We start from the raw sequence: 12,631 nt of genomic DNA, 5'->3' as shown, positions 1-12,631 counted from the left end.
CCGGCTACTCTTTCCTCCATCCTTTCCCAGTCCAGCGGTCACCGCCATGCGCCTGCGTTCCCTGATGACCCGCCTCGCCGCCTCCACCGTGCTGATCGCCGCCGCGATCGGCGCGCAGGCCGCCCCTTCCATTTCCGGCCGCGAACTGTCGGTCGGCGCCAGCGATGTGCAGCAGTATCTCGATGGCAGCTTCCCGCGCACCCAGGACGCGTTGGGCGGACTGATCGCCCTCACCATGAGCCACCCCCAGCTGAGCCTCCCGGCCGGCGAGCGCTTGAACCTTGGCATGGACGTGGCACTGGCCACTGCCGGTGGCAATCCGGCCAAACTGGGTACGGTGAAGCTCAGCAGCGGCCTGCGCTACGACGCGCAGACCCAGGGATTCCACCTGCAGCAGCCGAGCGTGGATGACTTCACACCGGCCAACCAGGGCGGTCGTCTCGACTCCCGTACCCGTGGCCTGCTCAACGCCTGGCTGAGCGACTACGCCCAGCGGGAGCCGATCTACAAGCTGGACCCGGCCGTGGCCGGCGTGCTTGGCGCGCTGCAGGTGCAATCGGCACAGGTGAAGAACGGCAAGCTGGTGGTCACCTTCAACCAGAACCTGGGCAACCTGGTGCCGGCAGGCGTGCTGGGCAAGTAAGGTGGTGCCGGCCAGCGGCCGGCACTACCGGCAGCGCATCAGGCGGCGAGTGCCTTGACCACCGCCTCACTGAAGGCTGGGATGTCGTCCGGCTTGCGGCTGGTGATCACGTTGCCGTCGACCACGACCTCGGCATCGCGCCAGTTCGCCCCCGCATTGGTCAGATCCTGCTGCAGGGACGGCCAGGACGTCAGCTCGCGGCCATCGGCGAGGCCACTGTTGATCAGCAGCCACGGGCCATGGCAGATCGCCGCCACAGGCTTGCCGGCTTCGTCTACTGCGCGGACGAAGCCGAGTACAGCCTCGTCGGTACGCAGCGTGTCCGGATTGATGACCCCTCCCGGCAGCACCAGGGCATCGAAGCTGGCCGGATCGGCCTCATCCAGCGGAATATCCACTGCAACGGCGTCGCCCCAGTTCTTCTCTTTCCAGCCCTTGATCGTCGCCTCCTTTGCAGGCGACACGACGCTGACGCGCGCGCCTTCGGCTTCCAGCAGACGCTTGGGTTCGGTCAGTTCGGACTGTTCAAAGCCGTGGGTGGCAAGGATGGCAATCTGCTTGCCCTTCAATCTTTCTGCCATGGGTGCACTCCGGTTGGGGGTGCCGACAGAATGGAAGAACGGCCCTTGCACGGCGGTGACCCTGTCGTGCACGGCAGGTGGAGAGCCTCCGGGTGGTGCCGGCCGCTGGCCGGCACCTGGATTGCGCCTTGCCGGCCAGCGGCCGGCACTACCCGGTACCGGTCAGCGCTTGGGCTGCAGCATGGTGCCGGTGCACTTGGGCGAGCCGCAGCGGCACTCCCAGATCTTCTTCAGCTTGGCGGTGTGACGCTCGGCCAGGGTGATGCCGTAGTTGTAGGTCAGCTCTTCGCCGGCCTTGATGTCACGCAGCGCCTCGATGAACACCTTGTCGCCACGGCTGTCACCGTCCTCGTCTTCCTCGATCACCGCCTCGCAGTTCGGGTCGCAGCTGTGGTTGATCCAGCGCGCATCGTTGCCCTTGTAGTTGGCATCGATCACCCAGTCATCGTTGAGGGTGAACAGGAAGGTGTGGCCGCTTTCAACGTCGCCGCTGTCATCGGCATCAACGTCGCCGTGGCTGCGCAGCAGGCCCTTGTACTGGATCACGCGCTCGCCCTGCTTGATCGGGGCCACGGCGAACACGCCGTTGCCATGGATGGCGGACTTGCGGGCTTGGATCTTCTTCGGCATCGGCACGGGCTGTTTGCAGCGGATGGAACCGGGATTCTCGCCCATTCCGGGTGATTGCGAAAATCACCCCGTTGGCGCAGCATGGCGCCCCGGCGGTGGCCCCGGTGCGTCGTCCCGGTCCGTCCCAGCGCCGGCTGAATGCCCGGGTTGGATGCCGGCGAATAAAAGCGTACAATTTCAGTCCGCTTTAAGAACCGCTCGCATTCCCATGTTGCGTGTCACCAAGCTCACCGATTACGCCACCGTGGTGCTGACCGTGCTTGCCGCCCGTCCGGGCGAGGTGCTCAGTGCCACTGAGCTGGCCGAATTCACCGGCCTGGAGCCGCCCACCGTCAGCAAGGTGCTCAAGCCGCTGGCCCAGGCCGGCCTGGTCGAAGGCCTGCGCGGTGTCCGTGGCGGCTACCGCCTGACCCGCCCGGCCATCGAGATCTCGCTGTTCGAAGTGGTCGAAGCGATGGAAGGGCCATTGGCCCTGACCGAATGCAGCCACGACCACCACCAGTGCGGCATGGCGCCCAAGTGCGGCGCGCGCAGCAGCTGGCGGCTGATCAACGACGTGGTCTCCGAGGCCCTGCGCGATGTCACCCTCGCCCAGATCCTGCCCCCTCTTCCCCTTGCCGATGACGAGCAGCGCCGCACCATCGCTGTCGACGTCGTCTCCTGATCCACAGGCAGCCCCCCATGGCCACCGAAACCATCGAAAACGTCGCCCACGACGACACCCCCAACCGCGAGATCCACGAGCAGCTCGGCCGCAAGTATTCGGCCGGCTTCATCACCGAGATCGAATCGGACTCCCTGCCGCCGGGCCTGGACGAGGACACCATCCGTGCCCTGTCGGCCAAGAAGGACGAGCCGGAGTGGATGACGCAGTGGCGCCTGGACGCCTACCGCCACTTCCTGACCATGCCGATGCCGGACTGGGCCAAGCTGGAGATCGCGCCGATCGACCTGCAGGCGCTCAGCTACTACTCCGCGCCCAAGGGCCCGAAGTACGCCTCGCTGGATGACGTGCCAAAGGAACTGCTCGACACCTACGACAAGCTGGGCGTGCCGCTGCACGAGCGTGCCAAGCTGGCAGGCGTGGCGGTGGACGCGGTGTTCGACTCGGTGTCCGTCGGTACCACGTTCCGCAAGGAACTGGCCGAGAAGGGCATCATCTTCTGCTCGATGTCCGAGGCCATCAAGGAACATCCGGAACTGGTCCGCCAGTACCTGGGCACCGTGGTGCCGGTAGGCGACAACTACTTCGCCGCGCTCAATTCGGCGGTGTTCTCCGATGGCAGCTTCGTGTTCATTCCCAAGGGCGTGCGTTGCCCGATGGAACTGAGCACCTACTTCCGCATCAATGCCGGCCACACCGGCCAGTTCGAGCGCACCCTGATCGTGTGCGAGGACAAGGCCTACGTGTCCTACCTGGAAGGCTGCACCGCGCCGATGCGCGACGAGAACCAGCTGCACGCAGCGGTGGTCGAGCTGGTCGCGCTGGAAGACGCGGAGATCAAGTACTCCACCGTGCAGAACTGGTACCCGGGCGACGAGAACGGCGTCGGCGGCATCTACAACTTCGTCACCAAGCGTGCCGAATGCCGTGGCGCGCGCAGCAAGGTCACCTGGACCCAGGTCGAAACCGGTTCGGCGATAACCTGGAAGTACCCGTCCTGCGTGCTGCTCGGCGACGACTCGGTCGGTGAGTTCCACTCCGTGGCGCTGACCCATCACCGCCAGCAGGCGGACACCGGCACCAAGATGATCCACGTCGGCAAGCGCACCAAGAGCAAGATCGTCAGCAAGGGCATCAGTGCCGGCCGTGGCCAGAACACCTACCGCGGCCTGGTGCGGGTGGACCGCAACGCCGATGGCGCGCGCAACTACACCCAGTGCGATTCGCTGCTGATCGGCAAGCAGTGTGGCGCACACACCTTCCCCTACATCGAGGTGAAGAACCCGGGCGCCACCGTCGAACACGAGGCCACCACCTCGAAGATTTCCGACGACCAGCTGTTCTACTGCCGCGCCCGTGGCATCAGCCAGGAAGACGCGGTGTCGATGATCGTCGACGGCTTCTGCAAGCAGGTGTTCCGCGAACTGCCGATGGAGTTCGCGGTGGAGGCCAAGAAGCTGCTGGAAGTCTCGCTGGAAGGAAGCGTCGGATGATGCGTACGTCTTTGCCCGCACTGTTGCTGCTGGGCCTTTCGCCCTGGGCCCTGGCCAACGCGTCCTGCACCCCCGAAGACCTGGTGGGTGCCACCCCGGTCAGATTGCCCGCCAGCACGGTCATCTCCGCGCCGAAAGAATTTTCGATAGTGCTGACAACGGGGCAGGACGGCAGCTTCGGCGCGATCCGGGCTCGCCTGAGCTCGGGCAACCGTGAGCTGGATCGCGCCGCTGCCGAATCCATCCGACAGGCCTCCCTCGCAGTCTCCTGCCTGCAAGAACCCGGTGAAGAGATCATCGTGGTTTTCTCCGCCCTCCCCGCTCAACCTGGGCAGCCCGGCAACGGCACGGTGCAGATCGTCCGCATCGCCCCCGCAGCCCCGAAACCTACCAAGCCATGACCATGCTGAAGATCGAAAACCTCCACGCCCGCATCGGCGACAAGGAAATCCTCAAGGGCCTGTCGCTGGATGTTAAGCCCGGCCAGGTGCACGCCATCATGGGCCCCAACGGCGCCGGCAAGTCCACCCTGGGCAATGTCCTGGCAGGCCGCGACGGCTATGAAGTGACCGAAGGCAGCGTGCAGTTCGACGGCGTCGACCTGCTGGAGCAGGACCCGGAAGCGCGCGCCGCCGCCGGCCTGTTCCTGGCGTTCCAGTACCCGGTGGAGATCCCGGGCGTGAACAACACCTACTTCCTGCGCGCGGCACTGAACGCCCAGCGCAAGGCACGCGGTGAGGAGGAACTCGATTCCATGCAGTTCCTCAAGCTGGTGCGCCAGAAGCTGGCCGTGCTGCACCTGAAGGACGAACTGCTGCACCGTGGCGTCAACGAAGGCTTTTCCGGTGGCGAGAAGAAGCGCAACGAGATCTTCCAGCTGGCCGTGCTCGAGCCGAAGCTGGCGATCCTGGACGAAACCGATTCGGGCCTGGACATCGACGCGCTGAAGAGCGTGGCCGACGGCGTCAACGCGCTGCGTGCCGCTGACCGTTCGTTCCTGGTCATCACCCACTACCAGCGCCTGCTGGACTACATCAAGCCGGACGTGGTGCACGTGCTGGCCGATGGCCGCATCGTCAAGACCGGTGGCCCGGAACTGGCGCTGGAACTGGAAGCGCACGGCTACGATTTCCTCAAGGATCGCGTGGTGCGCGAGGCGGCGGTCTGATGAGCGCCCTGCTCGACTCCATGGCCCAGGCCTTCTGCGGCAGCGACGCGCGCCGCGAAGTGCTGGACGCGGCCCTGCGTGACGGCCTGCCGGCCGCGCGCAACGAAGCCTGGAAGTACACCTCGCTGCGCCAGCTGGAACGCCGTGCGTTCGCGGCTGCACCGCTGCAGGGCCCGGCGCTGGACGCCGCGCTGCTGGAGGACATCCCGGCACCGCGCCTGGTGTTCGTCAACGGCCGTCTGGATGCCGCGCTGAGCGATGTGCAGAGCCTGCCGGCCGGCGTGCAGCTGCAGCCGCTGTCGGCCGCACTGGCCTCCGGCGAAGACGCCGTGCGTTTCCTTGGCCGCCGCTACGAGCGCAGCGAAGAGATCTTCGCCCGCCTGAATGCCGCGCTGGCCGATGAAGGCGTGGTGATGCGCGTGGACGAAGGCGTGCAGGTGGAAGCGCCGCTACAGCTGGTGTTCGCCAGCGTCGCCGGCGATACCGACCTGGCCTGGCACCACCGCCACCTGATCGAACTGCGTGCCGGCGCCAGCCTGGGCGTGGTCGAGCACCGCCTCAGCGTCGGCGATTCGGCGCACCTGGACAACACCGTGCTGCACGCCCATGTCGCCCGCGATGCCGTGCTCAAGCACGCCCGCGTGCAGGCCGGCAGCGCGCGCCAGACCAGCTTCCTGCGTACCGACGCGGTGCTGGCCCGCGACGCACAGTACCACCGCGTCGACCTGGAACTGGGCGCAGCACTCAGCCGCCACGAACTGAACGTGCGCCTGGAAGGCGACAACGCCCAGCTGACCGCGAACGGCGTACTGCTCGGCAATGGCCGACGCCACGTCGAGACCCGCCTGGGCATCGACCACATCGCGCGCGATACGAGTTGCGAGCTGCTGTGGCGTGGCGTTGCCGCCAACCGCAGCCGCGTGGTGTTCCATGGTGGCATCCAGATCCGCGAAGGCGCCGACGGCACCGATGCGAACCTGTCCAACAAGAACCTGCTGCTGTCGGCCGACGCCGAGATCGATACCCAGCCGACGCTGGTCATCGACGCCGATGAAGTGAAGGCCGCGCATGGCGCCACCGTCGGCCAGCTCGATGCCAACGCGCTGTTCTACCTGCGCTCGCGCGGCCTGCCGCAGGCACAGGCGCAGGCACTGCTGAGCGCCGCGTTCTGCCACGAGCCGCTGAAGATCCTGCCGGAAGCCCTGCGCGAGCAGCTGGCACGCCGTTTGGACAAGGCCCTGGCCGAAGCGGGTGTGGCATGAACCTGTCCACCCCGCGCCCGATCGAAGAACGCACCGGCGCGCCCGATTGGGATCGCGTCCGCCTCGACTTCCCGCTGCTGATGCGTGAAGTGCACGGCAAGCCGCTGGTCTATTTCGACAATGCCAACACCGGCCAGAAGCCGGTGCAGGTGATCGGCGCGGTGGACGAGTTCTACCGCCGTTACAACGCCAATGTCAGCCGCGCGGTGCACGCGCTCGGCAGCGAAGCCACCGACGCCTACGAAGGCGCGCGCAACACGCTGGCACGCTTCCTCAACGTGCGCCCCAGCGACCTGGTGCTGTGCAGCGGCACTACTTTCGCCATCAACCTGGTGGCGTATTCGTGGGCCCTGCCGCGATTGAAGGCCGGCGACGTGATCCTGATCACGCGCATGGAACACCACGCCAACATCGTGCCGTGGCAGCTGGTCGCACAGCGTACCGGCGCCACCATCCGCGTGGCCGAGATCACGCCTGACGGCGCACTCGATCTGGATGCGCTGCGCGCGGCAATGACCCCGGAGGTCAAGCTGCTGGCGGTCACCCACGTGTCCAACGTGCTGGGCACGGTCAACCCGGTGCGCGAGATCTGCCGTGAAGCGCGCAAGCGCGGCATCATCACCGTGGTTGATGGCTCGCAGGCCGTGCCGCACCGCAAGGTCGACGTGGCCGCGATCGGCTGTGACTTCTACGCCATCACCGGCCACAAAATGTGTGGTCCGACCGGCACCGGTGCGCTGTGGGCGCGCCGCGAGCACCTGGATGCGATGCCGCCGTTCCTTGGCGGCGGCGAGATGATCAAGGAAGTCAGCTTCGACGGCACCGTGTTCAACGATGCCCCGCACAAGTTCGAAGCCGGCACCCCGAACATCGCCGGCTTCATCGGCCTGGGCGTGGCCGCCGACTACCTGCAGCAGCTTGGCCAGGAGAACGTGGAGGCACGCGAGGCTGAACTGCTGGCGCATTTCACCGAAGAGCTGCGCCGCGTCGACGGTCTGCGCATCATCGGCGAAGCACCGGAGAAGGCCGCCGTGGTCTCGTTCCTGATCGACGGCGCGCATGCCCACGACCTGGCAACCCTGCTCGACCTGGAAGGCGTGGCCGTGCGGTCAGGCCAGCACTGCGCGCACCCGCTGCTGCAGTACTTCGGCGTGGCGGCAACCTGCCGTGCCTCGCTGGCGTTCTACAACACGCACGCCGAGATCGAGCGGTTCATGACCGCGCTGACCAAGGTACGGAAGCTGTTGGGCTGAGCCGGCACACCGGGTCAGATCCCTTTCGCGATGCGAAAGGGCTCTGACCCCATCAGCATTCCCGACAGCCGCCGTTGCGACTGCAATGCCCGCCGGATCGCGACCAGATGAACCCGGCATACCGCCCGTAGCACACCGGGGTCAGATCCCTTTCGCGATGCGAAAGGGCTCTGACCCCACCAGCATTCCCGACAGCCGCCGTTGCGACTGCAATGCCCGCCGGATCGCCAGCAGATCCCCCGCCGGAATGCCCGCCTCGATGAACTCCACATAGCGCCTGCGCCGTTCATCCGCATCAGAACCCATCAGCTCGAATGCCGAATGCGGCTCGAGCAGCGCATTGGGCCTGCCACGCGCATTGGCGCGATAGCTGGACCAACGATAGTCGCCGGGATGCGCCACCTTCCCCGCCCGAACCGGGTTGAGCTCTATGTAGCGCTGGCAGGCCAGCAGATAGCGATCCGAATCCACCACCGTGGAGTGGAAGCGCCCCTCCCATAACGTGCCGGTGCGGCCCTGCCGATCATTCACCCGACGTACGTAGGCCCGGCTCACGGCCTGCATCATCCGGGACAACCCGCCGGATGCATCAGGCGTTGCCAGAAGATGGACGTGGTTGCCCATCAACACATAGGCGTGAACCCGGCAATGCTGCTGGTGCGCGTGATGACACAGCAGGCGAAGGTAGGCGGCGCGGTCGCCATCGGTGAAGAACACGGGCTGGCGATTGTTGCCGCGCTGGACGACATGTTGCGGGTATCCGGGCGCATCGACCCGTCGTGGCCTCGGCATGGGCAGCTCCTGGTAACAGAGGGTCAGAGCCCTTCGCTGCGCAAAGGGATCTGACCCCGAGCATCTGCCGATTCCGCGCCCGTGCCAGTCGGTCCATGGCCTGCCGTTGGGTCAGTAGACGCCGGGGGCAGAGCTCTTCCGCGTTGCGAAAGGGATCTGCCCCCTCCCCCCATTTGCGCCCGCCCACGCCCCACCTAGAATGGGGCCATGAGCACTCTGACCTTCCGCGCCGCCACGCCGGCCGACATCCCCGCCCTGATCGCCCTCGTCACCTCGGCCTACCGTGGCGACGCCAGCCGCGTCGGCTGGACCACCGAAGCCGACCTGCTGGATGGCGCCCGCATCGACGCCGAAGGCATCCAGGCCGACCTCGACCGCCCGCGCTCGACCATCCTGCTGGCCGAGCGCGGGGACCAGCTGGTGGCCTGCGCCCACGTCGCCGATGTCGACGGCAAGGGCTACTTCGGCATGTTCTCGGTCGATCCGGCCCAGCAGGGCGGCGGCGTCGGCAAGCAGCTGATGGATGCCGCCGAAGCACACGCCGCGCGCGAATGGAACGTACCGGTGATGCAGATGACCGTCATCGACGTGCGCGACGAGCTGATCGCCTTCTACGAGCGCCGCGGCTACAGCCGTACCGGCATCAAGAAGCCGTTCCCGTATGGCGACGAACGCTTCGGCATCCCGAAGCGCGACGACCTGCGCTTCGAGATCCTGGAAAAGCCGCTGAACGGAGCCGCCGCGTGAGTGAGGCCTGGACCTTTGTCTGTGCCGGCAACGAGCTGCTGCCGGGTGAAATGAAGAGCGTGTTCGACGAAGTGACCGGCACGCCGATCGTGGTATTCAACCTCGACGGCGAGCTGTACGCACTGGAAGACCAGTGCACGCATGAAGAGTTCGAACTGTCCTCGGGCGAGTTCAACACGACCGAAGGCAGCGTGGAGTGCGTGCTGCACGGCGCGCGCTTCGACGTGCGCGATGGCCGCGCCCTGTGCGCCCCGGCCTACAGCCCTGTGCCCAAGTTCCCGGTGAAGCGCGAGCACGACGCGATCTGGACCCGCGACGACCGGGATTGAGGCGGCGCTGGGCCCGGAGAGCCCCCAGAGGGCGCCTCGCGGGAGAGCATCCACCCATGGGGTGATCCACTGGAGTGCACTGAGGGGCCCTCCAGGGCCCTTCCAGGCCATCCAGATCGGCAACCCGATTGCGCATATGCGAATCATTATCGTTGATGTTATTCTACGTAACATCTTCGTAACGACATCGCCCCTGCGCCATGGCTTCGCCCGCGCCCACCGCCACGCTGTGCCAGCTCGCCCGCCAAGGGTGGCCACTGCTCGTGGCCGTGCTGCTGACGTTGCTGCTGGGCTGGTCGGCCTTGCACGAAGGGCGTGGCGGCGATCCGGCTGCGCATGGCTGGCAGGCACACGCTGAAGATCTGCTGCAGGCGATGCCGCTGCCGCAACCGCCAGCCGACGAATGCCCGCAGCACGCCGCACCAGCACCGGAGCCTCCGTTTGATGGCGAGGGCACCTCGCCCTGCACCGGTCTGGTCCCTGCACGCGCCGCTCTGGTCGCGCGTATCCCGCTGTGGCGCTCCGATGCCCTGCGCTGGCAGTTGCATGATCCCGCGCTGCGGTTGAACCCCGGCCACGCACCGCCCGCACCGCACGCCAGCTGAGGCGCCCTGCGGCCGTTGCCGTGCGCCTGATTGCGTTCCCGCCAGCCGAGCCTGGCTCGGCTCTACAGCACCCACCTCCCGCCTGTCGCCGCATGCCCATCTGCGCCGGCTCGCGCTCGCCCTTTCCCGATCCAAGCCACTACCCACCGCCATGACCCACATCACGTCCCGCAAGCACGCCCCGCGCGTTTCCCTGCTCGCCACCGCCACCCTGGCCGCGGGCTTTGCTCCGCTGGCTGCGCAGGCTGCCGACGGCGCCGACGCCGGTTCCCGCAACGCCACCGAGCTGGACAAGGTGCAGGTGCGCGGCAGCTGGTTCAACCCGTCCTCGCCGAAGTTCACCGCCGAGCTGCTGGACACCCCGAAGTCGGTGTCGATCGTGTCGGAGAAGCTGATCGCCGAAACCGGTGCGACCAACCTGCAGGATGCGCTGCGCATGGTGCCGGGCATCACCTTCGGTGCCGGCGAAGGCGGCAACCCGACCGGTGACCGCCCCTTCATCCGTGGCTTCGATTCGCAGAGCAACGTGTTCGTCGACGGACTGCGCGACGTCGGCTCGCAGACCCGCGAGATCTTCGACCTGGAGCAGGTGGAAGTGGTCAAGGGCCCGAGCTCGGCCTACGGCGGCCGTGACTCCGGTGGTGGCAGCCTGAACCTGGTGAGCAAGACGCCGAAGCTGAAGAACGAGACCAGCGCCAGCATGGGCATCGGCACCGACAGCTACGCGCGCGGCACCGTGGACGCCAACTACGTGCTGGGGGATGGCATCGCCGCCCGCCTGAACCTGATGAAGCACGAATCGGACATCGCCGGCCGCGACGCCGCCAACGTCAGCCGCTGGGGCATCGCGCCGTCGATCGCGTTCGGCCTGAACGGACCGGCGCAGCTGATCGCCAGCCACTACCACATGCAGAGCGATGACCTGCCGGACGCGGGTGGCTTCCCCTACAGCAATCCGTTCTCCAGCGGCCCGAACGTGGCCAAGAACGGCGATGGCCGGCCGATGGTGCCGGACCGCAACAACTACTACGGCCTGGTCGACCGTGATTTCCAGCGCACCCGCGCCGACATCAGCACCCTGGATGCCAGCTACGACTTCGGTGGCCACAAGCTGCGCAACATCGCGCGCCTGGGCAACACCAGCAACGACTACCTGTGGACCCAGCCGGACGACAGCAAGGGCAACCCCAACCTGTACGGCACCTTGTGGCGTCGCACCAACACCCGTGCGGTCGACGTCAAGAGCTTCGCCGACCAGCTGGGCCTGACCGGTGCGTTCCAGACCGGCGCGCTCAAGCACAGCTACAGCGCGGGCGTGGAGTACAGCGACGAGAAGATGACCCGTGGCAGCTACCTGATGTCGCCGGGCACCGCCAATCCCCTTGAAAACAGCGCCAACAGCACTCGCTGCCAGGTGTCCGGCGCGGCCACCGGCTACAACTGCACCGACTTCAACAATCCGAACCCGAACGATCCGTGGGCGGCCGGTCAGATCGTCTATCGCAGCGACAAGGCACTGGACGTCGAGCAGCGCACCAAGACCACCTCGGCCTACGTGTTCGACACCATCGAGCTCAATGAGCAGTGGATGATCAACCTCGGCCTTCGCTACGACGACTTCCGTACCACCCTGACCACTCCGGTGGCCGGCAAGGCACCGACCCGCGTGCGCAACAGCAACGACTTCCTGAACTACCAGGCCGGCGTGGTGTTCAAGCCGGCCGCCAACGGCAGCATCTACCTGTCCTGGGGCACCTCCTCGACCCCGCCGGGCATGGACGGTGGCGACGGTTCGGACGGCCTGAGCGCCGCCGTGGCCGACCTCAAGCCGCAGGACACCAGGAACCTCGAGCTGGGCACCAAGTGGGACCTGTTCGACAAGCGCCTGAACCTGACTGCCGCGATCTTCCACACCGTGATGAACAACGCACGCGTGACCATCGACAATGGCACCAGCCAGAACGCCGGCAAGAAGGAAATCAACGGCTTCGAGCTGGGCTTCACCGGCCAGCTGACCGATGCCTGGAGCCTGTACGGCGGCTACACCTACCTGGACTCGGAACTGAAGGACAACGGTTTCGTCTGTGGCGCACCGGTGGGCCGCACCTGCCCGTCCAACGTCTACGTGCCGTCGCCGAACAACGGCAACGAGTTCCCGAACACCGCCAAGCACAGCGCCAACCTGTGGACCACCTACCGCTTCCCGATCGGCCTGACCATCGGCGCCGGTGCGTTCTACTCGGACAAGCAGTACGGTGACGTCGCCAACACCAAGTGGATTGCCAGCTACACCCGCTTCGACGCGATGGCCAGCTACGCGATCCAGGACAACATCAGCCTGCAGCTCAACGTGCAGAACCTGACCGACAAGACCTACTTCACCAAGGCCTATGCCTCGCACTACGCGAGCATCGCCCCGGGTCGCTCGGCCACCCTGGCACTGAACGTGAAGTTCTGATGTAAC

General features: G+C 66.5%; 14 protein-coding genes. 11 read left to right on the top strand and 3 right to left on the bottom strand.

All coding sequences use genetic code 11. The features are described from left to right. The first annotated feature begins 46 nt into the window (after positions 1–46). Positions 47–643 carry a YceB family lipoprotein gene (locus AC5P7E_RS09945; RefSeq protein ID WP_005408439.1) on the top strand — a complete coding sequence of 199 codons (597 nt, stop codon included), beginning with the start codon at positions 47–49 and terminating at the stop codon, positions 641–643. Positions 644–681: 38 nt separating this feature from the next. Here the strand turns inward: AC5P7E_RS09945 and AC5P7E_RS09940 are convergent, their stop codons facing one another. Together AC5P7E_RS09940 and AC5P7E_RS09935 are read right to left on the bottom strand one after the other, a co-directional pair. Further along, a complete protein-coding gene (locus tag AC5P7E_RS09940) occupies positions 682–1,224 on the bottom strand; it encodes a type 1 glutamine amidotransferase domain-containing protein (protein ID WP_024956948.1) in 543 nt (180 codons plus the stop codon). Positions 1,225–1,386: 162 nt separating this feature from the next. Further along, positions 1,387–1,854, bottom strand: a complete 468-nt coding sequence (locus tag AC5P7E_RS09935; protein ID WP_012479369.1) for an SET domain-containing protein — start codon at positions 1,852–1,854, stop codon at positions 1,387–1,389. Positions 1,855–2,062: 208 nt separating this feature from the next. On the opposite strand from AC5P7E_RS09935, the gene AC5P7E_RS09930 reads away from it, so the two are divergent. The 6 genes from AC5P7E_RS09930 to AC5P7E_RS09905 are packed head-to-tail and all read left to right on the top strand — an operon-like array spanning position 2,063 to position 7,694. Next, positions 2,063–2,518, top strand: a complete 456-nt coding sequence (locus tag AC5P7E_RS09930) for an SUF system Fe-S cluster assembly regulator (RefSeq protein WP_005408436.1) — start codon at positions 2,063–2,065, stop codon at positions 2,516–2,518. Positions 2,519–2,535: 17 nt separating this feature from the next. Next, positions 2,536–4,011, top strand: coding sequence for a Fe-S cluster assembly protein SufB (gene sufB, locus AC5P7E_RS09925; protein ID WP_005408435.1), 1,476 nt, complete (start codon positions 2,536–2,538; stop codon positions 4,009–4,011). Further along, positions 4,008–4,412 carry a hypothetical protein gene (locus AC5P7E_RS09920; RefSeq protein ID WP_005408434.1) on the top strand — a complete coding sequence of 135 codons (405 nt, stop codon included), beginning with the start codon at positions 4,008–4,010 and terminating at the stop codon, positions 4,410–4,412. The genes sufB and AC5P7E_RS09920 overlap by 4 nt, the downstream gene beginning before the upstream one ends. A 2-nt stretch (positions 4,413–4,414) precedes the next feature. After that, positions 4,415–5,179 carry a Fe-S cluster assembly ATPase SufC gene (gene sufC / locus AC5P7E_RS09915; protein WP_024958766.1) on the top strand — a complete coding sequence of 255 codons (765 nt, stop codon included), beginning with the start codon at positions 4,415–4,417 and terminating at the stop codon, positions 5,177–5,179. Then, positions 5,179–6,441: a Fe-S cluster assembly protein SufD gene (gene sufD, locus AC5P7E_RS09910; protein WP_049459146.1), complete on the top strand. Its 1,263-nt coding sequence runs from the start codon at positions 5,179–5,181 to the stop codon at positions 6,439–6,441. Before sufC ends, sufD begins: the two co-directional genes overlap by 1 nt. Further along, positions 6,438–7,694, top strand: a complete 1,257-nt coding sequence (locus AC5P7E_RS09905) for a cysteine desulfurase (RefSeq protein WP_010483557.1) — start codon at positions 6,438–6,440, stop codon at positions 7,692–7,694. The genes sufD and AC5P7E_RS09905 overlap by 4 nt, the downstream gene beginning before the upstream one ends. Positions 7,695–7,835: 141 nt before the next feature. Here AC5P7E_RS09905 and AC5P7E_RS09900 read toward each other — a convergent pair whose 3' ends face one another. Beyond that, positions 7,836–8,486: a transposase gene (locus tag AC5P7E_RS09900; RefSeq protein ID WP_060380430.1), complete on the bottom strand. Its 651-nt coding sequence runs from the start codon at positions 8,484–8,486 to the stop codon at positions 7,836–7,838. A 207-nt stretch (positions 8,487–8,693) separates the two neighbouring features. Here AC5P7E_RS09900 and AC5P7E_RS09895 point away from each other — a divergent pair, with 207 nt between their 5' ends. From AC5P7E_RS09895 to AC5P7E_RS09880, 4 genes are all read left to right on the top strand, one after another. Next, positions 8,694–9,233, top strand: coding sequence for a GNAT family N-acetyltransferase (locus AC5P7E_RS09895; protein WP_005408429.1), 540 nt, complete (start codon positions 8,694–8,696; stop codon positions 9,231–9,233). Continuing rightward, positions 9,230–9,562, top strand: coding sequence for a non-heme iron oxygenase ferredoxin subunit (locus AC5P7E_RS09890; RefSeq protein WP_005408428.1), 333 nt, complete (start codon positions 9,230–9,232; stop codon positions 9,560–9,562). The genes AC5P7E_RS09895 and AC5P7E_RS09890 overlap by 4 nt, the downstream gene beginning before the upstream one ends. Positions 9,563–9,762: 200 nt before the next feature. Next, entirely contained in the window at positions 9,763–10,167 is a 405-nt protein-coding gene (locus AC5P7E_RS09885) for a hypothetical protein (protein ID WP_005408427.1), read from the top strand. Between the two features lie 151 nt (positions 10,168–10,318). Further along, positions 10,319–12,625: a TonB-dependent receptor gene (locus tag AC5P7E_RS09880; RefSeq protein WP_005408426.1), complete on the top strand. Its 2,307-nt coding sequence runs from the start codon at positions 10,319–10,321 to the stop codon at positions 12,623–12,625. Positions 12,626–12,631: the final 6 nt, after the last annotated feature.

This window comes from Stenotrophomonas sp. YJH_SMC_25 (assembly GCF_059369595.1).
Note: the sequence above shows the minus strand (reverse complement) of the source record. Positions and strands in the feature narration are given on the sequence as shown.

Bases quoted from the DNA above. Each gene is read 5' to 3' on its own strand.
- AC5P7E_RS09945 (WP_005408439.1), top strand. From the start codon at position 47: ATGCGCCTGCGTTCCCTGATGACCCGCCTCGCCGCCTCCACCGTGCTG.
- AC5P7E_RS09940 (WP_024956948.1), bottom strand. From the start codon at position 1,224: ATGGCAGAAAGATTGAAGGGCAAGCAGATTGCCATCCTTGCCACCCAC.
- AC5P7E_RS09935 (WP_012479369.1), bottom strand. From the start codon at position 1,854: ATGCCGAAGAAGATCCAAGCCCGCAAGTCCGCCATCCATGGCAACGGC.
- AC5P7E_RS09930 (WP_005408436.1), top strand. From the start codon at position 2,063: ATGTTGCGTGTCACCAAGCTCACCGATTACGCCACCGTGGTGCTGACC.
- sufB (WP_005408435.1), top strand. From the start codon at position 2,536: ATGGCCACCGAAACCATCGAAAACGTCGCCCACGACGACACCCCCAAC.
- AC5P7E_RS09920 (WP_005408434.1), top strand. From the start codon at position 4,008: ATGATGCGTACGTCTTTGCCCGCACTGTTGCTGCTGGGCCTTTCGCCC.
- sufC (WP_024958766.1), top strand. From the start codon at position 4,415: ATGCTGAAGATCGAAAACCTCCACGCCCGCATCGGCGACAAGGAAATC.
- sufD (WP_049459146.1), top strand. From the start codon at position 5,179: ATGAGCGCCCTGCTCGACTCCATGGCCCAGGCCTTCTGCGGCAGCGAC.
- AC5P7E_RS09905 (WP_010483557.1), top strand. From the start codon at position 6,438: ATGAACCTGTCCACCCCGCGCCCGATCGAAGAACGCACCGGCGCGCCC.
- AC5P7E_RS09900 (WP_060380430.1), bottom strand. From the start codon at position 8,486: ATGCCGAGGCCACGACGGGTCGATGCGCCCGGATACCCGCAACATGTC.
- AC5P7E_RS09895 (WP_005408429.1), top strand. From the start codon at position 8,694: ATGAGCACTCTGACCTTCCGCGCCGCCACGCCGGCCGACATCCCCGCC.
- AC5P7E_RS09885 (WP_005408427.1), top strand. From the start codon at position 9,763: ATGGCTTCGCCCGCGCCCACCGCCACGCTGTGCCAGCTCGCCCGCCAA.
- AC5P7E_RS09880 (WP_005408426.1), top strand. From the start codon at position 10,319: ATGACCCACATCACGTCCCGCAAGCACGCCCCGCGCGTTTCCCTGCTC.